The sequence below is a fragment of the Amycolatopsis orientalis DSM 40040 = KCTC 9412 genome, assembly GCF_000478275.1.
In the GTDB taxonomy this organism is placed as follows: domain Bacteria; phylum Actinomycetota; class Actinomycetes; order Mycobacteriales; family Pseudonocardiaceae; genus Amycolatopsis; species Amycolatopsis orientalis.
Genome location: NZ_ASJB01000001.1, coordinates 26,368 through 50,662, shown reverse-complemented (window position 1 = coordinate 50,662; position 24,295 = coordinate 26,368). Strand labels below are relative to the sequence as shown.

The 24,295-nt window shown below is 70.1% G+C and carries 21 protein-coding genes and 1 pseudogene; 8 read left to right on the top strand and 14 right to left on the bottom strand.

The window, feature by feature from the left end; all coding sequences use genetic code 11:
• Positions 1-323 precede the first annotated feature (323 nt).
• Complete coding sequence (locus L324_RS00230) at positions 324-1,529, bottom strand: lipopolysaccharide biosynthesis protein (protein WP_037303151.1); 1,206 nt, start codon at positions 1,527-1,529, stop codon at positions 324-326.
• Between the two features lie 68 nt (positions 1,530-1,597).
• On the opposite strand from L324_RS00230, the gene L324_RS00225 reads away from it, so the two are divergent.
• Entirely contained in the window at positions 1,598-3,289 is a 1,692-nt protein-coding gene (locus tag L324_RS00225; RefSeq protein WP_037303150.1) for an MmpA family trehalose lipid delivery protein, read from the top strand.
• A 3-nt stretch (positions 3,290-3,292) separates the two neighbouring features.
• Positions 3,293-3,472 carry a DUF2613 family protein gene (locus L324_RS00220; protein ID WP_037303149.1) on the top strand — a complete coding sequence of 60 codons (180 nt, stop codon included), beginning with the start codon at positions 3,293-3,295 and terminating at the stop codon, positions 3,470-3,472.
• Positions 3,473-4,397: 925 nt separating this feature from the next.
• Here the strand turns inward: L324_RS00220 and L324_RS00210 are convergent.
• The gene (locus tag L324_RS00210) at positions 4,398-5,630 is read right to left on the bottom strand and encodes a glycosyltransferase family 4 protein (RefSeq protein WP_037303147.1); all 1,233 of its coding nucleotides are present in this window, start codon (positions 5,628-5,630) and stop codon (positions 4,398-4,400) included.
• A 163-nt stretch (positions 5,631-5,793) separates the two neighbouring features.
• On the opposite strand from L324_RS00210, the gene L324_RS00205 reads away from it, so the two are divergent.
• Positions 5,794-6,489 (top strand): class I SAM-dependent methyltransferase, encoded by a 696-nt coding sequence (locus tag L324_RS00205; RefSeq protein WP_037303146.1) that lies wholly within the window; start codon positions 5,794-5,796, stop codon positions 6,487-6,489.
• Positions 6,490-6,610: 121 nt separating this feature from the next.
• Here the strand turns inward: L324_RS00205 and pgfA are convergent, their stop codons facing one another.
• A complete protein-coding gene (gene pgfA / locus L324_RS00200) occupies positions 6,611-7,645 on the bottom strand; it encodes a cell envelope lipid trafficking protein PgfA (RefSeq protein ID WP_051173531.1) in 1,035 nt (344 codons plus the stop codon).
• Between the two features lie 237 nt (positions 7,646-7,882).
• On the opposite strand from pgfA, the gene L324_RS00195 reads away from it, so the two are divergent.
• Positions 7,883-8,263, top strand: coding sequence for a hypothetical protein (locus tag L324_RS00195; protein ID WP_037303144.1), 381 nt, complete (start codon positions 7,883-7,885; stop codon positions 8,261-8,263).
• On the opposite strand, the gene L324_RS00190 is transcribed toward L324_RS00195, so the two are convergent.
• Positions 8,260-9,438 carry a PucR family transcriptional regulator gene (locus L324_RS00190; protein ID WP_037303143.1) on the bottom strand — a complete coding sequence of 393 codons (1,179 nt, stop codon included), beginning with the start codon at positions 9,436-9,438 and terminating at the stop codon, positions 8,260-8,262. The genes L324_RS00195 and L324_RS00190 overlap by 4 nt on opposite strands.
• A 60-nt stretch (positions 9,439-9,498) precedes the next feature.
• Positions 9,499-9,936 (bottom strand): MarR family winged helix-turn-helix transcriptional regulator, encoded by a 438-nt coding sequence (locus L324_RS00185; protein ID WP_037303142.1) that lies wholly within the window; start codon positions 9,934-9,936, stop codon positions 9,499-9,501.
• Positions 9,937-9,973: 37 nt separating this feature from the next.
• On the opposite strand from L324_RS00185, the gene L324_RS00180 reads away from it, so the two are divergent.
• Positions 9,974-10,495 carry a hypothetical protein gene (locus L324_RS00180; RefSeq protein WP_037303141.1) on the top strand — a complete coding sequence of 174 codons (522 nt, stop codon included), beginning with the start codon at positions 9,974-9,976 and terminating at the stop codon, positions 10,493-10,495.
• On the opposite strand, the gene L324_RS00175 is transcribed toward L324_RS00180, so the two are convergent.
• From L324_RS00175 to L324_RS00160, 4 genes are all read right to left on the bottom strand, one after another.
• Positions 10,485-11,255, bottom strand: a complete 771-nt coding sequence (locus tag L324_RS00175; RefSeq protein WP_037303139.1) for an SH3 domain-containing protein — start codon at positions 11,253-11,255, stop codon at positions 10,485-10,487. The genes L324_RS00180 and L324_RS00175 overlap by 11 nt on opposite strands.
• 95 nt (positions 11,256-11,350) lie before the next feature.
• Complete coding sequence (locus tag L324_RS00170; RefSeq protein WP_037303138.1) at positions 11,351-12,040, bottom strand: sigma-70 family RNA polymerase sigma factor; 690 nt, start codon at positions 12,038-12,040, stop codon at positions 11,351-11,353.
• Between the two features lie 144 nt (positions 12,041-12,184).
• On the bottom strand, positions 12,185-12,682 hold the full coding sequence (locus L324_RS00165; RefSeq protein ID WP_037303137.1) for a hypothetical protein: 498 nt from the start codon (positions 12,680-12,682) through the stop codon (positions 12,185-12,187).
• 167 nt (positions 12,683-12,849) lie between these two features.
• Entirely contained in the window at positions 12,850-13,719 is an 870-nt protein-coding gene (locus L324_RS00160; RefSeq protein ID WP_037303136.1) for an alpha/beta fold hydrolase, read from the bottom strand.
• 121 nt (positions 13,720-13,840) lie between these two features.
• On the opposite strand from L324_RS00160, the gene L324_RS00155 reads away from it, so the two are divergent.
• Entirely contained in the window at positions 13,841-16,930 is a 3,090-nt protein-coding gene (locus L324_RS00155) for an ATP-binding protein (protein WP_037303135.1), read from the top strand.
• 71 nt (positions 16,931-17,001) lie between these two features.
• Here the strand turns inward: L324_RS00155 and L324_RS00150 are convergent, their stop codons facing one another.
• The 4 genes and pseudogenes from L324_RS00150 to L324_RS00140 form a co-directional block, all read right to left on the bottom strand.
• Positions 17,002-17,298, bottom strand: a complete 297-nt coding sequence (locus tag L324_RS00150; RefSeq protein WP_037303134.1) for a hypothetical protein — start codon at positions 17,296-17,298, stop codon at positions 17,002-17,004.
• Positions 17,295-18,488 carry a DEAD/DEAH box helicase gene (locus tag L324_RS44200; protein ID WP_438938434.1) on the bottom strand — a complete coding sequence of 398 codons (1,194 nt, stop codon included), beginning with the start codon at positions 18,486-18,488 and terminating at the stop codon, positions 17,295-17,297. The genes L324_RS00150 and L324_RS44200 overlap by 4 nt, the downstream gene beginning before the upstream one ends.
• A gap of 762 nt (positions 18,489-19,250) precedes the next feature.
• Positions 19,251-20,690 (bottom strand): annotated as a pseudogene (locus L324_RS44195) (TM0106 family RecB-like putative nuclease); the annotation flags it as partial.
• A gap of 52 nt (positions 20,691-20,742) precedes the next feature.
• A complete protein-coding gene (locus L324_RS00140) occupies positions 20,743-21,453 on the bottom strand; it encodes a GntR family transcriptional regulator (RefSeq protein WP_037303251.1) in 711 nt (236 codons plus the stop codon).
• 121 nt (positions 21,454-21,574) lie between these two features.
• On the opposite strand from L324_RS00140, the gene L324_RS42660 reads away from it, so the two are divergent.
• Positions 21,575-22,486: a glycoside hydrolase family 16 protein gene (locus L324_RS42660; RefSeq protein WP_037303129.1), complete on the top strand. Its 912-nt coding sequence runs from the start codon at positions 21,575-21,577 to the stop codon at positions 22,484-22,486.
• A gap of 70 nt (positions 22,487-22,556) precedes the next feature.
• Positions 22,557-23,444 (top strand): sigma-70 family RNA polymerase sigma factor, encoded by an 888-nt coding sequence (locus L324_RS00130; RefSeq protein WP_037303128.1) that lies wholly within the window; start codon positions 22,557-22,559, stop codon positions 23,442-23,444.
• A gap of 336 nt (positions 23,445-23,780) precedes the next feature.
• Here L324_RS00130 and L324_RS00125 read toward each other — a convergent pair whose 3' ends face one another.
• Positions 23,781-24,260 (bottom strand): DinB family protein, encoded by a 480-nt coding sequence (locus tag L324_RS00125; protein WP_037303127.1) that lies wholly within the window; start codon positions 24,258-24,260, stop codon positions 23,781-23,783.
• Positions 24,261-24,295 lie beyond the last annotated feature (35 nt).

Sequence of the window (24,295 nt, the reverse complement as noted above, 5' to 3'; positions counted from 1 at the left end):
GGATTGCCGGAGTTCCAGTGGAATGTGAAGGTCTTCGACGCCGCGGGCCGGTTCATCGCGAAGCCGGACGGTTGGTGCGACGACGTCGGGTTCGCCTGGGAAATCGATTCCCGCGGCTATCACTCCAAGGGCGACCACTTCCGTGCGACCCTCGCGCGGAACGCGCGTTACGCGGCGGCCGGGGTCGTCGTTCTCCAGACATTGCCTCCCGTCTCCGGACCGAACCCGACGTGGTCCTGGACGAGCTCAGGGCGGCGTTTCGCAGTGCCCAGCGGCGTCCACGGCCCGATGTGCGCCTCCGATGAGCCTCCACACAGGCCCGCTCAACTCCGCCGAGACCGCGAGCGGACCTCCAGCAAAGCGCCCGAGAGAGCCAAAGCACCGGCACAGCAAGCGGCGACGGTCACCACCTGGACGGCCGACGAGTGCAGCCAGGACGTCACCAGCACCGTCTCCGCCACCACGGTCGCCCACATCAGCACGGTCACCCGCCGGTCGCCCGCGGCGAGGCGGGAGAACAGCAGGATCTGCACCAGCGCGAGCATCGAGCCGGCGAGGGCGAACGGCCAGACCGGCATGGTGCTGGCGGCGTAGCCGGAGCCGCCGATGAACGACAGCAGACGAGGGCCGAAGACCAGCGAGACGAGGAGGACGAGGGAGTCGAGGGCGGCGCAGACGGCCAGGGCGGCGGGCAGGATGCGGCGCCGGTCGTCACCGTTGGCGAACCGGGGGAGCACCAGGACGCCGACGGCTTGGGGGAGCCAGTAGGCGATCTTCGTGACGATCGCGCCGAGGGCGTATTCGCCCGCCTCGGTCGCGGGGAGGGTGTGGCGGGCCAGGACCAGGTCGAGGTTCACCAGCAGGACCAGCGCCAACATCGCCTGCGCGGCGTGCAGCACCTCGCCCGCCTGCCGTCCCGCCTTGCGCGGTCGCGGCCGTCCACAGAGGAGCCAGCCGCAGATGATCACCGTGTACGAACCGATCGCGGTCCCGGCCAGCGCGCCGGTGGCGTCGCCGCCGATCAGGAGCCCGAGCAGCGAACCGCCGACCTTGCCCGCGCCTTCGAGCGACACGAGCCCGGCCAGCCGCGAGAACCGGCCGCTGCCCTGCAGGAGGCCGTGGAAGAGGCCGAGCAGGGTCAGCGGGCCGAGCGTGACGGCGAGCAGCAGCGCGGGGACCACGGAGTCCAGATGCAGGACGAAGACCAGGACAGGCGCCAGGATGAGGCCGATGGTCGCGACGACGGCGCTCGTCGTGAGGCCGAGTGCCAGGAGTGTCCCGCTGTCCTGCGGCTTGCGAGCGACCCGCAGCGCGACGACGGTCTGCAGGCCCATCGCGGGCACGACGCCGATCACCAGCACCGCCAGCAGCGAACTCAGCTCACCGAACGCTCCCGGCGCGAGCAGCCGGGCGGCGATGATGCTCAGCGCGTAGGCACCGGCGTTGTTGCCCGCCAGCGCGAGCGAGACGAGGATCGCCGCCACGCGCTTGTCGGTTCTGGCCCGGTCGGCCTCGACGTCTACGCTCAAAGGCGCTCCTATTACCGGCGAGTAATCGAGCGACCATAACCGCGATCGAGGCGGAAAGGGAAGGGCACTTGGAAGTACGGCGCGAACGTCTGGCCTTGGCCGCGGTGTCGGCCGGGCTGGCGCTGCTGGTGTTCCTGCCGGTGCTCGGACGCGGTTTCGTCCTGAGTTACGACATGGTGTTCGCCCAGCGTCAGTCCCTCGTGCCGGACGCGCTCGGCCTCGGGTCCGCCCTGCCGCGCTCGGTCCCCGCCGATGCCGTGATCGCCCTCGCGACGGCGGTCGTTCCCGGCGACATCGTCCAGAAAACCGTTCTCCTGCTTTCGCTTTTCCTCGCGGCATACGGCGCAGCGCGGCTGGTGCCGACGGAGCAACTCGGTACGCGGATCGTCGCCGCCACCGGTTACGCGTGGACGGCCTATTTCGCGGAGCGGTTGTTCATCGGACACTGGCCGCTCCTGCTCACCTACGCCTGCCTTCCGTGGATCGCGCGCGCCGCGCTTTCCCTGCGCGCGAACGAGCCGAGTGCCCTCGCGCGGCTGGTGCTCGCGTGCGCCCCGGCCGTGCTCACCCCGCCCGGCGGGATGCTGGCCGCGCTCACCGCGATCGCGCTGGCCGGACCCCGGAAACTCGGTCACACCGTCGGTCTCGCCGTCGTGCTCAACCTGTCGTGGCTCGTCCCGACGCTCCTGCACGACGGCGGCACGCTGTCCGATCCCGCCGGGGTGGCCGCGTTCAGCGCCCGCGCGGAAAGCTGGGGCCCGGCGATCCTGAGTGTGCTGGGACTCGGCGGCATCTGGAACGGGGACGTCGTCCCCGGCAGCCGCGGCGCGCCGATGGCGCCTCTGCTGATCCTCGTCACGGTCGTCGTGGCGGTGGCCGGATTCCGTCCCCTGGCGCGAAGGTGGGGGACACCGCCGGCGAGAGCGTTGCTGGTGCTGGGAGTTCTCGGTGTCGTCCTCGCCGCGCTGGCGACGTTGCCGTTCGGCGAACCCGTCCTGTCCTGGGCGATGGGGCACGTCCCCGGCGCGGGGCTGCTGCGGGACGCGCAGAAATGGGTCGCGTGGTGGGCGCTCCCCGTCGCGCTCGGCTTCGCGCTCGCGATCGAGGCCGCCGCCGCGCGGCTGCGGACCGGGGCGGCGCGCGTGGCGCTCGTCGTGGCCGCCGCGCTCTTTCCCTTGCTCACCATGCCCGATCTCGCCTGGGGTGGCTGGGGGCGGATCGAGGCGGTGCGTTATCCGGAGGACTGGAACGCCGTCCACCGGGTGCTCGCCGAAGACCACCGGCCCGGCGACGTCGTCGCGCTGCCGTTGTCCGCCTTCAGGAGTTTCGCCTGGAACGACCACCGCACCCAGCTGGACCCGGCGCCGAGGGCGCTGCCGGAGACCGTCCTCGCCGACGACACGCTGCGGGTCGGCGGCGAGGAGATCTCCGGCGAGGATTCCAGAATGGACCGTGTCCGCGCCGCGAAGTCGCCCGAAGACCTGTCGGCGGCCGGAATCGGCTGGATCCTGGTCGAACACGGGACGCCGGGGCGGGTCGACCCGCGGTTGCTGACCGGCGCGGAACCGGTGTGGTCCGGTGACTGGCTCACGCTTTACCGCACTCCCGGTGCACCCGCCGTGACCGAGACGGCATCCCCGATCCCGGTGCTGCTGGCAAACGGAGTAGCGCTGCTGTCGATCGCCGTCGCCCTGTTGTGCCTCAAGTTACCGGTGCGTACATTGAGCCGACGCAGGAATTTCCTGTCGCGGAAGGAGTAGGTCTTGGGCACCCTCATCGGCGCGGCCGCCGCCGTCATCATCGGGCTCGCAACGGCCGCGGGCGGGAGTTACGCGCTGACGAACTCCGCCGATCCCGACGCCGCACCCCAGGTGCAGGCGAAGATCAAGGAGCAGTACAACCCGCTCTCGGCTCCCGAGAACGTCATCTACGGCAAACGCTGAGCCGGTGTCCCAGCTCGCCTCCGACCACGCGCATCGCGTCGTCGGGCTCTACGGCGACCCCACCGTTTCCTGGAGTATCCTCCTGGAAGCGAAGCTGTCTTCGGTTCTGACACTCGAAAAAGCGCGGGCGCGGCTGGCCGCCGCGGTCGAGGAGCGGCTCTGGCTCGGAGCCGCTCCCGACGTCGAAGCCGTTCCGGGGAAAGAACTTCCGGCCACCCGTGATCGCTTCGCCGAGGCGCCGTACGAACGCGGTGCGCCGCTAATCCGTGTCGCGGCCGGTACCGACGAACCCGTCGTGCTGATCGCCGCCCATCACGGCGCGCTCGACGGGCTCGGCCTGCTCGCCGTCCTCGGCCTCGTCCTCGACGTCCCGATCTCCTCCGCCGCCAAGGGAATCGGCGCGCGTACGGCGGATCGGTCGTTTCTCGGCTCGGCCGTCCGCAGGCTCGCTGAAGCGCTTTTCGCGCCTCCGGCGAGGATCACCCCGGAGCGCGTCGAAAGTGGCGCTGGAGACGTGTTCAGCGCCAGGAATCTCCCTCGTCTGCGGCTCGGGTCCTCGGTCTTCGCGGCGGCGGCCGCCAACCTGACGGAGACGTGGAACGCCCGGCGCGGCGGGAAGAGCACGCGAGTGGTGGCCGCGGTCGGCGCCTCCTGGCGAGGCGGTGCCGCGCCGGAACCCGAGCACGACAGCGCGTTCTTCCGCCTGCGGCTCGGCCGGAACCCCAGTGCGGCCGAAGTGGGGGCGCTGCTCGCCGCGCGGCCGCCGGAACCCGATTTCCCCGCCCGCAGCAGCAGGATCGCCCGGCTGGGCACGCGGCTGCTGGCGAGCAGGCTCGGCTCGACCTACCTCGTTTCCAACCTCGGCGTCGTTTCGGCGGCGGACGCGGTCACCTCGATCGCGTTCTATCCCGCCGCCAGCGGCCGCTCAGGGGTGGCGTTCGGCGCGGCGACCGTCGGGGACACGAGCACCGTCACCGTGCGCGCACGCCGCAAGGACTTCGACGACACCGCGACGGCCGGGCTCGCAGACGGACTCGTGGAAGCCTTGCGGCGTCATGACCCTGGGATGGGGGATGGCCACTCCGGCCACGTCGCGCACCAGTGACGCGAACCGGTTCACGCTGTGCTCCCAGTCGAACAGGCCGGCCCACGTGACACCTGCCCGGCCCATGTCGATCCGGCGTTCCCGGTCCGCGAGCAGGTCGTCCACCCGCGCGGTGAAATCTTGGAAGTCCTCGGCCAGCAGACCGGTTTTTCCCTCCACAATGGACTCGGCCACCCCGCCCGCCGCCCGGTAGGCGATCGACGGCACGCCGTGCGCGGCCGCCTCCATGATGACGATGCCCCAGCCCTCCTTGACCGACGGGCACAGGTGCAGCCAGGACCGGGCCAGGATCTCGTGTTTCTCGTTCTCGTCCAGCCAGCCGTGCAGCCGCACCCGGTCCTCGACGCCGCGGTCACGGGCGTGGTTGCGCAGGACCTCCTCCCACGGCCCCTGACCGACCACTTCGAGGCGCAATGTCGGCCAGCGTGGCGCCAGTTCCGCGACGACATCGATCGCGTGCTCGATCCGTTTGTGCGGCACCAGCCTGCTGACCGCGACCAGTGTCGGCTCGGTCTCCCGGACGGCCTTGACGCGCGGCGGTGTGTCCAGGCCGTTGGGTACCACGGTGATCCGTGATCCTTCGATGCCGAGGCCGGTGAGTTCGCCCTTGGTGATCTCGGAAACCGTGACATAGCGGCAGTGCCGGAACAGCCACGGCGCCAGCCTGGACTCGATCCACCAGCCGATCCGGCCCAGTGTCTCGCCGAGCGCGCTGATCCACTGTTCGCGGTGAACGTGGTGCACCAGCACGAGAACCGGGCAGCCCGCGACCAGTCTGGCGAAGAAGGGCATCCCGTTCTGCACGTCGACGACGAGGTCGGCATGCGCCTTGCGGATCGCCCGCAGCGCGTGGAGGTAGACGCCGAACTTGTTGCCACGACGGCGGTAGCGCACACCGTCGCGCCATTCCCCGGCGTTCGCGCCCGGATAGGCGGCGCACTGGATTTCGACCCGGTACCCGGCTTTGGCGAGCCCCTCGGCCATCCGCTCGACGTACCGCTCGGAGCCGCCGCCTTCCGGATGCCCGGTGTCGCGCCAGTTGACGAGCAGCACACGTGGCCTTTCCATCGTGGTTCTCCCAACCTGTTAGCGACAATGCTAGGTTACCGGTGCGTACACGGTAGATGAATCATTCTCGGAAAGCGATGGTCCGATGGTCGGTAATCGGTCGGTGACTCTTTCAACGATGCCGCATCGCGCCACCTTGCGCCGATCGGTGCTGTTGTTCCGGACCTTTCTCACCGAGCAGACCGATCCGGACGGCTTCTACTCGGTGCTCGCCGAGGACTCGGTCCGGCAAGTGGCTCAGCACACTCCGTTGAACGGCCGAACCATCGTCGACGTCGGCGGCGGACCCGGCTATTTCTCTGATGCTTTCCGGGCCGCGGGTGCCACCTATCTCGGGATAGATCCCGATGTCGGCGAGCTGACGGCACGAGGCGAGGCAGGCGAGAACATGGTCCGCGGCAGCGGGACGGAGCTGCCGGTGCGCTCCGGATCCGTGGACGTCTGCTATTCGTCGAACGTCCTCGAGCATGTTTCCGAACCCGAGGCCATGCTGGCCGAGATGTGCCGGGTGACCAAACCCGGCGGCACGATTTTCGCCTCGTTCACACCGTGGTATTCCCCGTGGGGCGGTCACGAGACCGCGCCATGGCATTTCCTCGGTGGAGAGTATGCCCGACGGCGTTATCGCGAAAAGACGGGGAAGGAGCCGAAGAACAAATTCGGTGAGAGCCTGTTCGCCTTTTCGGTCGGCGCGGCCATCCGGTGGGGGAAGGCCACGCCGCTCGCCGATCTCAAGGAGTTCTATCCGCGATACCACCCCTCCTGGGCCCAGTGGATCGTGCGGGTTCCGGGCGTCCGCGAGGTCGCGTCGTGGAACCTGGTGATGGTGCTCCGGAAACGCTAGGTCCCTGCGGGGTTCGGTGAGGGCTGAAGGGCGCTTTCCCCGCATCGCATGCGGGGAAAGCGCCCTTCGCCGCGTGAGATGAGGGGAAAGGGCCCTTCAGCCACCCCGGGATGGAAAAGGTTCAGTGCCGGGAAGGTGCGCGGCGCCGCTTCACCAGCAGGAACACCCCGAGCGCGAGGAAGACCGCGCCGAGGATCCCGAGCACGACCGGCCCGGTGCTGGAGATGAAGTCGAGCTTGCCCTTGTTCTCGTCGACCTGCTGGACCATCTTGTCGACGGTCGCGTCGGTGAAGGTCAGCGTGCCGTCGAAGACCACCGTGGGCGTGGGATTCGCGGCGGATCGCAGTTCCTGGTGCGACTGCTGTTCCTGTTTGACCTGGATCCCGGTCACCGGCTCGATCCAGCTGGTGATGGTGCCCCGGTAGAACTGGCCTGCTTCGACGGAGTTCCCGGTGGCGCCGATGAGCGAGCCCGGCACCTTCTTCATCGAGACCTTCGTGTCGGGGATCTCCTGGACGAACTTGTAGACCTCGACGCCCTTGATCTCCTCGACCCCCTTGAACCGGGCTTGGACCGCGCGGCCGGTGTTGTCGTCGTAGACCTGGTAGTCCTTCTGTTCGGTGCCGAAGGGGAACTTGAAGTTCAGTCCGGGCTGCGGCTTGTAGTCCTGGATCTCCTCGGGCTTCTGGTTCTCTTTTTCGGGCTTGTCCTTGAGTTTCGTGACGAAGCTGCTGGTCGGCGAGCACTTCGCCTCCTGGTCACCGCCCGGCGGCACGTAGCCCTCCGCGGTGCGGCGGTCGAAGCAGACCTGGCGTTTGCTCGCGTTGACCACGGTGTCGTCACGGGTGTCGACGACCGAGACGGCCAGCAGCCAGACGGCGACGTCCGTGCCCTCCCGCATTTCCGGCGGCGCGAAATTCGCCACCACGTGGGCGGTGGCCTTCAGTTTCGCGTTGTCGCGGATCTCCGTGACCGTCTTGCCGTCCACGGTCTTCACCGCGAGCACCTTGGACGCGGTGCCTTCGAGGATCGACGTCGAGTCCTGGTTCAGTGGCACTTTGGCGAGTTCGGGTTTCACGTAGGTCGGCAGCGACACCGCGCCGGCGACGGCGAACACCCCTAAGGCCAAGAAGATCAGGCTCAACGCTCGTCGCAACGGTCCTCCTGGTGGAACCACGGGAACATCCACATTACCCATCGGTAATCAGTCGCCAGATACTGGCGTGCGGGCCGGTCAGCGTCAAAGGTGTGACCGACGGTCATAGGTACGCCGTGCGACCGGAAGGCGGTACGCGCGCCGCCATTCGGCGCAGGCAGCCAAACATGTTTGTTCCCGGGAACAACGGGAGCGGGACCACCATCGGACGACTTCCGCCGGGTGGAAAGGAATTCTGTGCCGCAGGACCCGATCGAACCCCGCGCCCTGGACATCGGTGCGTACTCGGACTCCATCACCGACCTCGAACTCCGCGACGCGGTCGCGGATGTCGCCGCGCTGCTTTCGTTGCACGGCAACGTGATCCGCGACCTCGACGCCAGGAGATCACGATGGCGTCCCGGACGGCGGTCCCCGCATCCGGACATCGTCCTGTCCGCGGCGGGACGTCGTCCACAGTGGACAAGATCCGCCAACCCCGAGGTGACCTTGCCGGTCGCCACCACCACTCGCGGCCGCACACTCGCCGTGCGGCTCACCGCGCGGCCCGGTCTCGGGCACACGTTGCTCGACCTCGCGAGGATCATCGACGCCGACATGGCGCCGGAAAGGTCCTAACCCGCGTCGTCGGCGAGCCGGACCGCTTCGAGCGCGACGTAGAGTTCGCCGACGTCGACCGGGTCGGACAGATCGCGCCTGGTGAGTTCCTGTACCCGGCGCAGCCGGTACCGGACCGTGTTCGGGTGGACGATCAGCCGGTCCGCGGCCTCCTTCGCCGAGCCGTGCCCGGCGAACCACGCGATCAGCGTGTCGAGCAGGACATCCCGTTCGGCCTTGGGCAGCACCAGGATCCCGGTGAGCACGGAGCGGACGACGTCCCGCGACATCGCCGGCGCGCTCGCGACCAGCGTCGTGACGGGGGAGTCGCCGAAGACGGCCACGCCGGCGGCGCCCGCCACCAGTGACCGGCGGGCGATCCGGGCCCGGTGGACCGCGTCCGGGGCCTCCAGGAATCCGTTGAACGGCCTGCTCATCCCCACCGCGAGCGGCAGGGTGCCCAGTACGTCGCGCAGCCGCCGGACGTCTTCGACCCGGTCGATCACGACCAGCCCGGTCTCGGCACCCGGCCGCCAGACCGACTTCCAGCGCCGTGCCCGCAACAGTGCCTCGACACCGGGCCGCTCCTTCTGTTCGACGGCTTCGGTCACGACGGCGACGAAGGTGCCCGCCGCCGGGAGATCGAGTTCCCTGGCCGCGTTCTCCAGTTCCGCCTGGGTGGCGAACCGGCCTTGCAGCAGGCCGTCGAGCAGGGCGAGTTCTTCGTGCGAGAGTTCGGCGGCGACCTCGCTGTACGCGGTGGTCAGCGCGTCGGAGTAGAGATCGATGGTCTTCCACACGTTGGAATTGATCTCCACCGTGCGCGCGGGGTTGATGAACCCGGGGCCCGCCAGTTCCAGCAGGCGTTCGTAGACGAAGATCCCGCCGATCCGGAACGCGCGGAGCACGGACGGCAGCGGGATGCCCTGCCGGGCCTGCGCCAGTCCGGTCTTGCGGGCCGCGTCGAGCGGAAGTCCCCGGCCCTCGACGAGGGCGGTCAGCGCCCGTTCGAGATTCGCCCGGCAGACCTTGCGCAGTTCGTCCGGCGCGGTGGTGTCCACCTGGTGGTAGAACTCGTCCTCGTCGCTGAGCAGCCGGGCGAGGCGGTCGCTGAACTCGGGCAGCCGGGTGAGCATCGCCTGCATGAGCTCGCGCTGCTCCCGGGGTGCGGGAGTAGCGGGAGCCTCAGTGCTCATCCGTCAACTCTAACCCGCTCGCGCGGCCACTTTTTATCACGATGCGACGAAAGGGCGGTTTCAGGTGCTGAGCGCGGTTGTCAATCGGCGCAGCGTGTCGCGGGCTTGCCGCAGGTCCGCGGCGCTGACACCGCTGTCATCGAGCATCCCGAGCCGGGGCGATTCGCTCGCGTCCCACAGCCGTTCCAGCAGCCGCGCGCCCTCGGGGGTGAGGGCGTACAGGAGTGAGCGGCGATGCGCGGGATTGGGCTCCGCCCGCAACTGGCCCGCTTCGGTGAGGTCGTCCACGACGCGCTGGACGGCCTGGCGGACCTGGCCGAGGCGGCGGGCGATGGCGGGGACGGCGAGGGGTTCGTCCGACACCGCGCTCAGCACGTGCCAGCGGGCCACCGTCGTGCCCTGTCCGGCGGCTTCCCGCTCGCTGATCCGGCGGCTCAGTCCCGCCAGTTCGTAGACGTCGGCGATCAGCAGCCGGTAGTCGCGCACGAGATCAGTCATAGTTGACAGCATACTGTCAAATAGTCATCCTGGCCGCATGGACGTCACCGAACGGATCGCCACCCTCTTCACCGCGGCCGAGCCGCGCCCCGAACTCGCCGCGCGGCTCGGCGTGTTCGCGCCGCTGATCGGCAGCTGGGACCTCGTGGTGCACAACCACGGCGAGGACGGGAGCGTCCGGACCGTCGACGGGGAATGGCATTTCGGCTGGGCGCTGGACGGCCGCGCGGTGACCGACGTGTGGATCAGCCCGGCGCGGGCGAGCCGGGTCGGTGGGGCCGACGGCGAATGGGGGATGAGCCTGCGCTTCTACGACGAGAAGATCGACGCGTTCCGGTCGACCTGGCTCGGGCCGGGCAACGGCTGGGTGATCCCGTTCGTCGGGAAGCCGACCGAGGACGGCTTCGAGATCGAGGCCGACACCGACGGCGTCCGGCGCCGGTGGATCTTTTCGGAGCTGACCGCCCAGAGTTTCGCCTGGCGGGCGGAAGAAACGCTGCCGGACGGGGACCCCTTCGTCCGGCAGCGTTTCGAGGCCACCCGTGCGATCAGTGGTTGATCTTGAACCACGGCTGCGACCAGCCGAGATAGGTGTAGTTCCACGCGGTCTTGATCTCCGAGATCGTGGTCTCGGTGAAGCTGCCGGGGCCGTGGATGTCGTTCGACAGGAACTTGCCGCCACCGATGGAGATCATCGTGTGCCCGGTGCCGCCGTTGCTGAAGAAGGCGAGCCCGCCCGCGGGGACCTGGGTGTCACCCGGGTGCTTGTACGAACCCGGGAGCTGGGTCCAGTGGACGTAGGCCGTCTCCGAACCGCTCGCGGACCAGCCGTAGGCCCACGAGTTGATCCGGTCGCACCAGCGGTAGTAGTCGGGATCGTTGTTGGTGTGCACGTGCGCCTTCGCCCACGCGACGGCTTCGGCGCAGGTCCTCGGGTTGCCGGTGCCGGCGGTGGAGCAGGAGAGGGTGGTGCCGGCGCAGTCCGGGGCGACCCGGCCGTCCGAGCCGGTGTAGACGTAGGCGTCGCTGATGTAGCCGCCCTTGGACGGCACGTAGTCCCAGATGTCGGTGGTGCCGTACTTCCCGGTCACCGTCGAACCGTTCGTCTGGCAGTCGATCGTGACGGCGGTGCCGCTCGCGACCGTGCCGACCGAACTCGCGCCGGTGCTCGGGCTCGACCGGACGGTCACCGCCACCCCGGAGTCGGTGTTCACCGTGCCCGTCGCCGCCAGCGCCTCGCCCGCGCCGCCGAGCATGATCGCCCCGGCCAGCGCGAACGTGGCCATGGCGCCCCTGGCGATCCTCGATCGGATCTTCATCTCTGTCCTCCAGTGGTTACCCCAGATGTGCGGACAGGATGAAGGACGCTCGTACAAGCGACGTACAAGTGTTCGAAGGTCCGAAGTGGACGGTTCTATACCGGGACGAGTTCCGGTGCGGCGGCCGGTTCGAGGTTCGGGACATCGGCCGCGTAACGGGCATTCCGCTCGGTGAGCAGGACACGCAGCCGGGCGAGCGCCCGGAACTGGGCCGTGCGGACCGCGCCCGCGCTCGGCAGGCCGAGCCGTTCGGCCGTCTCCTCGGCCGAAAGGCCGAACACGAACCGGAGGGCGAGCACCTGCCGGTGCGGCATCGGCAGCCTGGCCAGCAGGACCCCGGCCTGCATGCGGTGCTCCAGCCGTTCGATCTCGTCGGGGTCGCGCCGGGCCCATCGGGCCATGCCGTCACCGATCTCCGGGACCGAGGCGACCGGTTCGCGGGAACGGCGCCGGTAGAGGTCGGCCACCTTGTGCCCGGCGATCCCGAAGACGAACGCGAGGAACCGGTCCGGGCGGTACCGGTAGCGGGGCAGCGCGATCAGGACCGCCTGCAGCACCTCCTGCGCGCAGTCCTGGGCGTCGCAAGCACCCGATCCGGTGGTCCCGAGCCTGCCGGCGCAGTAACGGAACACGTGCGGGGAAAGGAAAGCGGCCAGTTCCCGGACCGCGTCGGGATCACCCGCGACGGCGGCGCGGACCAGCCTGCTGTCCGGGTTGGGCAACCGTCCGGCCGTCGCGGCGGCACGGGAGTCCGCGGGTACCGTCGATGGCGCTACCTCGTCCAAGTCTGCGCTCCAGGTCCAGGGGAAGTGGCCGGGAAAACGCGCCCGTCATCGGGGGCTGGGACTTCGTGCGCGGTTGTCCACCCTGCCGTGCCGCGCAAGGGATGTCCACCCGTCGGCCGCGAAGTCATCCGAACCGCGCAATGTCTACTGTGGACGATGGGGCTGCGACCCCTTGAGGCAGGACAGGACCGGCGGATAGGCGGTGGTGTCGGTGCTGAGCAGATCCGACGTCCAGACAAGGCAATGCGCGAGCACCCGGATCCGCTGGTCGAGGTCGGCGTTCTCGCAGGCAGCGCCGATCTGGTCGGCGCAGGTGTCCCGGTCGTCGCGGACACTGGCGGCGATGGCGCGGACGATCGCCGCCACCCCCGGATCGAGTTTGTCGGGCCGGACGGTCATCCCCGCCGGATCGCGCAGGCGCAGGGTGAACGGTTCACGGATCCGCAGCGAACGGCGGCGGTCCTTGGCGGCCAAGGAGAAGGTGTCGACCAGCCGCCCGACGACTTCGCCGAGCGCCGGTCCTTTGCGGGTGGATGAGGCGATGGACACCAGTGCGGTGGCGAGGCGGTCGGCCTCGCCCGATCTGGTGAGTGAAAGAAGATCGCGGGCGACGGTGTGCGCGCGTCTGGGACTGGGTGTCATGTCGGGGCCCCTCGTCGGTCGTGCGCAGAACCGATACCCCGCAGGCGAGGGGTTAAACATGAAAGCCTGTCGGATTGGGGCGGGTGGCGGTACGGGTTATGCCGTTCGGCCCAGCCCGATGGAGGTGTTTCGCACGCCGTCCCGGCCGGGACGGCGTGCGAGAAGGTCTAGCGAGCCAACAGCTCTCGCAGCGCCTTCACCACCTCCGACGGCGATTCCTCGGCCATGAAGTGGCCCGAGGTGACCGTCCGGTGGTCCAGATCCTCGGCCCACGCCCGCCAGAGCGCGACGGCGTCGTAGCCGAGGGCGGCACCCCAATCCTGCTGGAGAACGGTGAGCGGCATGGCGAGCCGGTTGCCCGCCTCCCGGTCGGCCGTGTCGTGTTCGACGTCGATGCCCGCCGACGCGCGGTAGTCGGCGACGATCGAGGTCACCGCGTTCCGCGAGGCCTCCAGGTAGGCGGCCCGGACGTCGGCGGGGATCGCGTCGCCGCGCCGAGTCCACGCGTCGAGGAAGTGCCCGAAGAACGCGTCGGGCGCGGCGCCGATCAGCTGTTCCGGCAGGCCGGGCGGCTGCGCCATCAGGTAGAGGTGGAAGCCGACGGCGGCGCTGGTGCCGTGCAGCACGTCCCACATGTCGAGCGTCGGCAGGACGTCGAGGATCGCGAGGTGGCTCACCTTCTCCGCGTGGTCGAGTCCCGCCCGCAGGGCCACGAGCGCGCCCCGGTCGTGCCCGGCGAGGGCGAACCGGTCATGGCCGAAAGCCTGCGCGACGGCGACGACGTCGGCCGCCATCGTGCGCTTCGAGTAGGTCTCGCCGGTGTCGGCCGGTTTGTCGCTCTCGCCGTATCCTCGCAGGTCAGGGCAGAGAACGGTGTGGTCCGCCGCCAGATCCGCCGCGACGTGCCGCCACATGAGATGGGTCTCGGGGAAACCGTGGAGCAGCACGACGGGGCTGCCGGTCCCGGCGACGGCGACGTTGAGGGCCACGCCGTCCGCGACGGGCACCCGCTGGTAGTCGAATCCGGTGATGCGCATGATCGCCTTTCTGGTCGTTGCTGGGTGATCGCCAGCGTCCCCGGCCCGAATCAGCACCCGGTCAGCGCCGACCGAGCGGCCGGGGCACGATGATCACCGTCAGTGAGATCAGGAGGTGGTGATGCGGTTCGGGGTGCTCGGTCCGCTCGTGGCCGGGGACGAGCGCGGCGAGGCCGCGCTCAAAGGGCCGCGGCACCGGGCGGTGCTGGCCAGGCTGCTGATCGCACGCGGCCGGGTCGTACCGGTGGAACGCCTGGTCGACGACCTGTGGGAGCGTCCGCCCGAGGGCGCTGTCGGGGCCGTCCAGACCTTCGTCGGCGCGCTGCGCCGTGCGCTGGAGCCGGACCGCGCGCCTCGCGAACCCGCGCGGCTGCTCGTCACGGTCGCCCGCGGTTATGCCCTGCGGGCGGACTCCGTCGACGCCTGGGACTTCGAGGCCGCCGTCACCGAGGCCCGCGAACTGCTCGGCACCCGGCGCCCCGGCGACGCACTGTCGCGAGTGGACGGTGCGCTCGCGTTGTGGCGCGGGCCCGCGTACGCCGAGTTCGCCGAAGAGGGCTGGGCGCGTGGCGAGGTCTCCCGCCTGACCGAACTCCGGCTGCTGGCAAGGGAACTGCGCGCCGAAGCGCTGCTCGCCCTTGGCCGGGCGGCCGAGGTGATCCCGGAGCTGGAATCACGGGTGCGCGAACATCCGTTGCGGGAGAACGGGTCACGGCTGCTGGCGCTGGCGCTCTATCGTTCCGGACGGCAAGGTGACGCGCTCGCCGTCCTGCGCACCGCGCGCGAACTGCTCGCCGACGAACTGGGCATCGATCCGGGCGAGGGCCTGCGCGAACTGGAGGCCGACATCCTGGCGCAGGCACCGCGGCTCCAGCCGTCCGTGCCCGAAATCCCCGAGCGGCCGCTGATCGGGCGCGACGCGGAACTGGCCGGGCTCGAAGAAGCGGCGGCACGGTCGCGGCTGGTGCTCGTCTCCGGCGACGCCGGGGTGGGGAAGACCGCGCTCGCCGAGGCGTTCTCCGCCCGTCTCGCCGCGCGCGGGTGGACCACGGCCTGGGGGAGCGACCCCGACGACGAGGGCGCGCCGCCCGCCTACGCCTGGACCCGGATCCTGGCCACGCTCGCCGACGCCGGATACGGCGTGGCGCCGGAGGCCGGGCCGGTGACCGAAGATCCGCTGGCCGCGCGCTGGCGATGGCATCGCGCGGTCGCGTCCTACCTGGCCGGTGCCGCACCGCTGCTGCTGGTGCTCGAAGACCTGCACTGGGCGGGTGAGGAAACGCTGGCGTTGCTGACCGCGGTGCTCACCGAGCCGGTTCTGATCGTCGCCACCTACCGCGGCACCGACCCGTCCGCGAGGCTGACGGAGTTCCTCGGCCGGGCCGCCCGCCACGAGCCGGCGCGGATCTACCTCGGAGGACTGCCCGAGGCCGAGGTCGCCGCCCTGGTCCGCGTCACGACCGGGCAGGACGTGGACCCGGAGACCGCCGCGGTGCTCCACCGGCGTACCGCCGGGAATGCCTTCTTCGTCCGCGAACTCGCTCGTTTGCTGGCAGCCGAAGGACCGGCCGCCCTGGACGCCGTCCCGCCGGGAGTACGCGACGTCGTCCGGCATCGGACGCGGGCGCTGCCGGACACCGTCCGGAGCGTGCTGTTCCGGGCCGCGGTGATCGGGACGGACGTCGAGCTGGACCTGCTCGAAGCCCTGGTGGGGGAAACCGCGCTCGACGCGATCGAAACCGCGGCCCGGCACGGATTCCTGACCGAGACGGCGCCGCGCCGGTTCCGGTTCGCGCACGCTCTCGTGCGGGACACCCTCTACCACGACCTTTCCCGTTCGAGGCGCGCCCGCGAGCACGGTGAGGTCGCCGTAGCGCTGGAAAACCTTCACCCGGACGACGTCGATGCCCTGGCGCACCATTTCGTGCTGTCCGGGGAGTTCGCCGACCGCGCGGCACGCTACGCGCGCATTGCCGCCGAACGGGCGGAAAGCCGTTTCGCCCCAACAGAAGCAGCGAGACTCTGGGACGTCGCGCTCGCCGCGTACGACCGGTCCGGCGCCTCCGGCACGGAGAAGCGGCTCGAACTGATCATGGGCAACGCGCGGGCGTCGGCCGTGTCCGGTGACCTCGGCCGGGCACGGCGGTATCGCGCCGAAGCGCTGGAACTGGCGGAAAAGCTGAACGATCCGCTGCTGACCGCGCGGGTGATCGGCGCCTTCGACGTTCCCGCGATCTGGACCGAAAGCGACGACCCGGAGCTGGCTTCCCGCCTCGCGGCCGCCGTCGAACGGACGCTCGCCGCCTTGCCCGCCGGACGGGAGGCCGAGCGGTGCCGTCTGCTGGCGACGCTCGCCGTCGAACTGCGGAACGCGGGCGGGCACCGGGCTCGTGAGGCGGCCGAGGAGGCCGAGGCGCTCGCGCGACGGCTCGGAGATCCGGCGCTGCTGGCGTTCGCGCTCAACGCCCGGTTCCTGCACTCCTTCGACCGGGCGGGGCTCGCGCCGAGGCGGGCCGAGATCGGCGGGGAACTCCTCGACCTGGCCACGCGGCACCGGCTGGTGACCTTCGAGGTGCTCGGACACCTCGTGCTCATGCAGGCGAACAGCGCGCTCGCGGAGTTCGCGGCGGCGGACCGGCATGTCGCGTCGGCGGACGAACTCGGGGAGCGGTACGGCGTTCCGCTCGTCGGCGTCTTCACCCGGTGGTATCGCGCGATGCGGACCGCGATGACCGGACCCGGCGGGGAAGCCGCCTACCGTGCCGCCGCGGCCGGACTCGCCGGAACGTCGATGTCCGGAGTGGACAACGGGATCCTCGCCCTCGCCCTGCACTGCGACCGGCTCCAGCGCGGCTTGCCGCGCGAAACGGACGTGAAGAGCTACGGCGCCTACGAAAGCTGGTGCCGTCCGGTGCTTCCCATCCCGGACTCGCCCCGCGATCTGCTGTACGAGGCCCGCACCTGCCTGCACGCCATCGTCGCGATCGAACACGGCGACCGGGCGGCGATGGAGCGGCTGTACGCCGAACTCATGCCCGCCGAGGGCGAGATCGCCGGGGCGGGAAGCGGAATGCTCACCCTCCGGCCGGTCGCGCGGTATCTCGGTGACCTCGCCACCGCCCTCGGCCACGCCGACGCGGCCGCCGGGCATTACCGGCGTGCACGGGCCATCGCGGTGAAAGCCGGTGCACCGCACTGGGATTTACCTTGAGAGGTAAGGCGCGAGAGAGTCGTGAGTGGTAATGAGGGTTAGAACCCTCATTACCACTCACGACTTGGCCCTCACTTCTCCCGCATCGCCCGGCGGATCTCGGCCAGCTTGTCCTTGGCGGCCTTGTCGCGGTCGGCGATCTTCTTGTCCAGGGAGGCGACGTCCTCCTTGCCGCCGAGACCGGCGAGTTCGGTCGAGCCCAGCGAGGTCGTGTACCGCTGCTCGATCCGGTCCCGCACGTGGTCGAACGAGGGCACGCCGCCCTCGCTGTAGTCCGGCTCCGGGACCTCGACCGGCGCCGTCGGAGCCTCTTCGACGATCTCGGCGTCGAGGATCTCCGGCGTCTTGTCCGGGCTGTTCTCGGTCATCGTCCACTCCGTCCTGCGTGCCAAGGCACGGCTTCGGTCATCAACCCGAGCATGCCCGAAACCAGCCGCATCTGGTCGACCGTGCGGATGTCGGCCTCGACCAGCCGCGGGGAACAGACCACGATGGCGAGCGCCTGCGCCCGCGAGAGCGCCACGTTGAGCCGGTTGCGCGAAAGCAGGAAATCCAGGCCACGCGGCAGATCGACCGCCGACGACGAGGTCATGGTGGTGATCACCACCGGTGCCTCCTGCCCCTGGAACCGGTCGACGGTGCCCACCCGAACGCCGGGATACCCGGCCTGGTCGAGGGCACGGGCCACGACGCGGGCCTGCAGGTTGTACGGCGCCACGACCAGGATGTCCTCGGCGCCGAGCGGCCGCGGTTCGCCGTGGTCGGTCCAGGCCCGGCCGTGGAGGTCGGCGACGATGGCGGTGACCGCCTCGGCCTCCTCGACCGAACGCGTCGTGTTGCCGTGGTGGTCGACCTCGGCGAGGTACAGGCCCGCCTCGACGCCGTCGATCGCCCGCTCGGCCGCCGAAGGATGCGAGTGCAGGCGGCCCGCGTAGGACAGCCGCGAGACCGGCGCGCAGACGGCCGGATGCATCCGGCGGGTCTCGTCGAGGAAGTAGCCGAGTTCGGCCGGGATGATGTCGGCCTCGCCGATCAGATGCCCGAGCGCGGAGGCCTCGGCGCCCGCGGGATGCGTGCCCTGCACGACCTGCGGCAGCTGCTGCGGATCGCCCAGCAGCAGGAGGTTCTTGGCGCACATCGACACCGCGAGCGCGTCGGCGAGGGCGAACTGGCCTGCCTCGTCGATGATCAGCAGGTCGAACGGCTCTTCGCGGATGGCGGCGTTCGCGAACGTCCACGCGGTCCCGCCGACCAGGTGGCCGGTGTCGTGCTCCTCACGCCATTTCACCAGCGCGGGATTGGTCTTCGGCTGCTCCCACGGCGCGGCCGGATCCGGGGTCCGCTTGGCGCGTTTGGCGCACGGCAGGTCCGGCGCGTTCTTCAGCGCGGCGGACAGTACGTTCTCCACGGCCTTGTGGCTGGTCGAGGTGACGGCGATCGTCTTGCCCGCCCGCACCAGCTTCGCGATCAGCCTGCCTGCCAGGTACGTCTTGCCCGCGCCCGGCGGGCCCTGGACGGCGAGCGTCGAGCCGTCGAGCGCCTCGACGGCCTCGATCACCGTGCTCACCAGATCCGTCCCGGGCTCGGGCAGGGTCCGGTCGTCGCGCAACCGCGGCGTGGTGCGCCGGAGCAGGTCGACGCCGGGATGCGCGGGCAGCGTCGGCAGCGCGTCGACGACGAGCCGGGCCAGGTCCGCGACCGCGTCGTCCTTGGGTGACGGCCGCACCGGGCTCCCCGGCAGCACCGCGACCGGTCGGTCGGCGGTGGTCTCGTCAGGCGCGCAGCTCTCTTCGAGGGTCAGTTCGACGGCGGTGGCGGAGACGACCTTGGCGTCCCTCGCGGCGGCCCCGTACCGCAGCCGGACGTCGTCGCCGGGGGCGAAGGGATGTGGCCGGTCCGGGTCGCACCGGAGCATCAGCGAGCGCTTCGCCTTGCGGACCCGGCCCGAGGGCGGCACCCATTCCCCGGCCTCCATGGCCACCGGGACGGTGCACGAGTTGTCGGTCTCCAGATCGCCGAGCGGGGCGGCCAGCTGGCGGAAGTACTCCCACCACGCCGGATTCGTCTCGCGGCGGTGGTAGCCGACGGAGGCCGCCAGCAGCGCGCGAGCCCGGTCCTCGCCGGTGAACTCGGCCGGATCGTCGGGGAGCCCGTCCAGCAGCGGATCAACCAGCGCGGCCAGTTGCGCGGCGCGTTCCGCGCGTTTCTGCGCCGCGACGTCCGCTTCGGTCTCGCGGAGCAGAGCGTCCACATCGGACTCTTCAGGTGGCTCGGCGAGCGCGATCCCGGCCTCGGCACGGATCTTGTGCAGGAATTCGAACAGCCGCAGTGTGGAGACGCAGTCGTATTCGTTGTAGTCGCTGATACCGCGCAGTACCTCATCCGCGTGCTCGGTCTCGCCGGAGGCGGTGAGCGTCAGGTATTCCTCGTAGGCCTCGATGCTCGAAACCGCCGTCTTCACGTCGCCGTCGCGGGCTTCGGGCATGTAGAGCGGTTCGAGGTACTTGATCGAGTACGACCGCTGTGAGACCCGAAGTGCCTTGCGTACCACGGCATACAGGTCGACGAGTCCGCCGCTGCGCAGCAGGTGGTCGACGGCGTCCTCGCGGGTCCCGTGCACGGCGGCGAGCCGTTTGATCGCGGTGACCTCGTACGGGGCGTAGTGGTAGACGTGCGAACCGGGATGCTCGGAGAGCCTTTCGGTGGCGAAGTCGACGAACTCCTCGAAGGCCCGCTTCTCCTGTGCCCGGTTGTGCGCCCAGAACGGCGTGAACGTCGTGCCGACTTCGGCGGTCACCGCGCCGAAGAGGTATTCGAGCCCTTCACCCGCCAGGGCGTAGGGATCGCCCTCCATGTCGAAGAAGACGTCGCCGGGCGCGGGCGGCGGCAGTTCCGCCAGCGCGTCCGGATCGATGATCTCGTAGGCGATCTCGCCGGTGGCGTCCTGGCGGACCTGGATCGCGGCCTGGGCGCGCAGGGTGGTGAACGACGTCGCCGAGATGTCGCGCGGCCGGTCTTCCGGCGCGGCGTTCGCGAGCGCGTCGATGGTGCCGAGGCCGGCGGCGACGAGTTTGCGCCGCTGGTCGCCGCGCATGCCCGCCACCAGCGAGAGATCGCGGTCTGCCTCACGGGCGCTCGCGCAGTGCGCGGCGTAGGAACAGCCGCCGCAGGCCGGCCGTTCGTCGGCCCACAGCGGGACCGGCAGGGTGGGCGGCCGGTTCCGCAGCCGGGCGCGGAGCCGGTCCACCAGCGGCAGGAAGTCGTCGACGCGGAACGAGCGGGTGCTGTGGTCGCCGAGCAGCAGGTGCATTCGCGGACCGGTGGGCCAGCCCGCCCGGCGCAGCGCGTCGGCGTACGCGGTCAGCTGGACCACGGCCGCGGGCTTCGCGTGCCTCGCCAGCTTCGTGTCGTATACCTCGTAGCGGCCTTCGTCGTCCCGCATCAGGAAGTCGGCCCGGCCGGAGAACTCGCCGTCGTGGAAGACCGCCTGGTAGATCACCGGCGCGCCGGCCCGCAACGCCTCCTCGGTGGCCTTCGCGGCGACGACCGGGTCGCGTTCGTCGATCTCGACGACGACGCTGCGCTCGCCGCGCAGCTTGTCCAGCGTCGCGGCCTCGTGCGCGCGTCCGTGCGTGACCGCCAGCTGATCCGGCCCGGAGCCCGGCCGTGGCGCCCCCGGGAGACCGGCGGCCAGTGCCTGCTTGAGGACGCTGCGGTGCTCGCATTCGAGCAGGTCGGCGAGATCGGACGGGGTGTACATCGCCCGGGAGTCTGACATGGACTCCCGCCCGGGCGGCCCCGGCGCGCCGGAGTCAGCCGGAGGTGTGGTCGAACTTCAGGTGTGAGGTGATCCGGTAGCGGTCGCCCCGGTAGATCGAGCGGGTGTACTCGATCACGCGGCCGCCCGCGTCGCGGGTGGTGCGCTCGAACAGCAGCGCCGGGGAGTGCTGCGGGACGCCGAGCAGGCCGGATTCGTCGGCGTCGGTGACGGTGGGTTCGGTGATCTGCACGGCTGTCGCGGGGACGACCTCGTAGCGCGTGCGGAGCAGTTCGTAGAACGAGCCGGACTCGAAGTCGGCGCGCGTGATGTCCGGCACCAGATCCCGGGGGACCAGGATGCGCTCGATCGCCATCGGCGCCTCGTCGACGACGCGGACGCGGGTGACGGCCACCAGCGGGCGGCCGGGGGAGACCTCCAGCCGTTTGCCGAGCCGGGCCCCCGCCGGCGTGGTGGCGAAGTCGACCACCCGGCTGGTCCACTCGCCCTCGGCGGGCGGGGCGAACTGGTCGCCGCCAGTGGCGGGTAGGAGGTCCTGGGAGATCTTGCGCGGCGCGGTGAACGTGCCCCGGCCGTGTTCGCGGACGAGCAGCCCGTCCCGCGCGAGTTCGTCGATCGCCGCGCGCAGGGTGGGGCGCGAGACACCGATCTCCATGCTCAACGCCCGCTCCGAAGGCAGGACCTCGCCCGGCTGGCGTCGCTCGATGAGCTTGCGCAGCCGTTCCTTGACCTCTGTCCGCCGCATGACCACAGCTTAGCCAGTGGTCGCCGAAAATTGGCTGGTGGACAACTTGTCTAGACCTATTGACTTTACCACTTTCGGCGGCGACCTTGGTAAAAACTGACCAGTGGTAAAGGAGACAGCGATGCGAAGGTCCCGTCTCATCACCTTGGCCGTCACCACCCTGTCGGTCGCCGCGCTCGGCCTGGCACCGGGCACCGCGAGCGGGGCGGCCGCCTGCGGTGCGCTGTTCGACGACTTCCACTACGCCTCGCACACCGACGGCCTGCTCGCGCAGCACGGCTGGCAGGTGCGCTCCAGTGGCGGCGGGCCCGGCGTCGCCGGAGCGCGATGGGCGCCGGAAGGCATCACCTTCCCGACGTCCGACGGGGACAAGGTGCTGCAGCTGGCTTCCGTCACCGACGGGACGACCGCGGGGACAACGCAGACCGAGATCACGCAGCCCGGCAGGCGGTTCTTCGAGGGGACCTACGCGGCGCGGATCCGGTTTTCCGACGCGCCGTCGTCCGGCCCCGACGGTGACCGGATCAACCAGACGTTCTTCACGATCAGCCCGCTCCGCTACGACAACGACCCGATCTACAGCGAACTGGACTTCTCGGAGTACCTGCCGAACGGCGGATGGGGCGAGGCGGGACCGGTCAACTTCCAGACCAGCTGGCACACCTACACACCCGACCCCTGGTACGCCGAGAACAAGAGCGACAGTCAGCGCCGCAGCATCGACGGCTGGCACTCCGTAGCCGCGACCGTGTCCGACGGCCATGTGCGGTACTACATCGACGGCGCGCTGGTGGCCGACCACGACCGCGGCGGCCCGTTCGACGTGTATCCGAGGCAGGACATGTCCCTGAACTTCAACCAGTGGTTCATCGACCTCACACAGCACGCCGGTGGCACGAGCACCTACCTGGAGCAGGTGGACTGGGTCTACTTCGCGAAGAACGAAGTCTTGTCGCCTCAGGTGGCCGCCGAGCGGGCCGCGTCGTACCGGGCTTCGGGCGTGCGGTTCACCGACGGCACGGGAGGTTGCTGACCCCGGTCACATCCGTCGTCTCCCACGGGTCGTTAGATGTGACCGGGGTTCTGCGGGAGCGAGGAGTGCGGTGGACGAGCGGGATCGGCTGACGGAACGGTTCGAAGAGCACCGGACGAGGCTGCGGGCGGTGGCGTACCGGATGCTGGGTTCGGCCAGTGAGGCGGAAGACGCCGTCCAGGACACGTGGCTGCGGCTCAACCGGACCGACGCCGCAGAGATCGAGAACCTCGGCGGCTGGCTGACCACGGTGGTGGCGCGGGTGTGCCTGAACGTGCTGCGCTCGCGCGACCACCGGCGGGAAGACCCGCTCGACGACGCCTTCTCCGAGCCCGCCGACTCCTCGGTGGATCCCGCCGCCGATGCGGTGCTCGCCGACTCCGTCGGCCTGGCGATGCTGGTGGTCCTGGAAACGCTGGCGCCCGCCGAACGGCTCGCGTTCGTCCTGCACGACATGTTCGCCGTGCCGTTCGACGAGATCGCCCCGCTGATCGACCGCACCCCGGCCGCCGCCAGGCAGCTCGCGAGCCGCGCCCGGCGCCGCGTACAGGGCCGCTCCACCGCCGCGGAACCGGACCTCGCGCGCCGCCGCCGAGTCGTCGACGCCTACCTGGCCGCGGCCCGCGGCGGAGACTTCGAAGCGCTCCTCGAACTGCTGCACCCCGACGTCGTCCTGCGCGCCGACAAGGCGGCGGGCCCCTCGCGCGCGCCGATCTTCCTGCGGGGTTCCAGTGTGGTGGCGCGTGGTGCGGCGGCCGCTTCGGTGCGGGCGGCGGTCACGCAGCTCGCGCTGGTGAACGGCGGCGTCGGTCTCGTGATGGCCGACGAAGGACGGCCGTCGGTGGTGCTCGCGTTCGCCTTCGCGGACGGGAAGATCACCGAGATCGACGTCATCGCGGACCGGGAACGCCTGCGGGACCTCGACTTGGTGATGGTGGACTCCAGCCTCCGTCCGTGAAGGCCTCTTCCTTGCTGTGGGGGTGAGGCGGTCGTGAGTGGTAAGTGTCGTTAGAACGACACTTACCACTCACGACCACCTCAGCTCAGCCGCTTTGCCGGGACCCTGACTCTGAAAGTAGTGAAGGAGTCCTTCATGGACTCGACGGTCGGCACATGCGGCCCGCCAGCACCAGAAGTCGCAACGGTGGCGTGTGAAGGTCCCCTTCCCTCGGCTCAGCCGAGGAGACTCGGCCTTCACACCTTGCCAAGTACATGACGGCCGCCCTCCACGCCCCCTCGTGAGTGGTAATGACGGTTAGAACCGTCATTACCACTCACGACCCAAGCAACCGACTCACCCGGCGAGGATCTGTTCGCGCAGGATGTCCGCGTGCCCGCAATGCTGCGTCAGCTCCCGCAGGACCTGCAGGTACACCCACCGGAGCGTGCGCGGTCCGGTCCGGTGGCCGGTCGCGACGGTGTCCAGCGGCAGGTCCGCGACCACGGTCCTGGCCGTGGCGCGGGCTTCCCGGTGCGCCGCGGTGATCGAGGCGATGGTGTCGCCGTCGGTGAGCCGGAAGGATTCGTCCGGATTCGCCGCCAGGCCGAGGTCCTGCCGGGGCGTGCCGCCGACGCACTCCTCGAACCACACCCGCTGCATCCACGTGACGTGCTTGAGCAGCCCGAGCAACGTGGTCGCCGACGGGACGAGACGGCGGCGGGCCTGTTCCTCAGTGAGACCGTCGAGGGTTTTTTCGATGGCGTCGCGATGTTCCTCGATGAAGGCGTCGAGTTGTGTGCGTTCGTCTTCCAGCGGCACATCGAACGAACCCATCGAAGTCTCCCGTCTTCCCGCGGTCTCGTGACCGT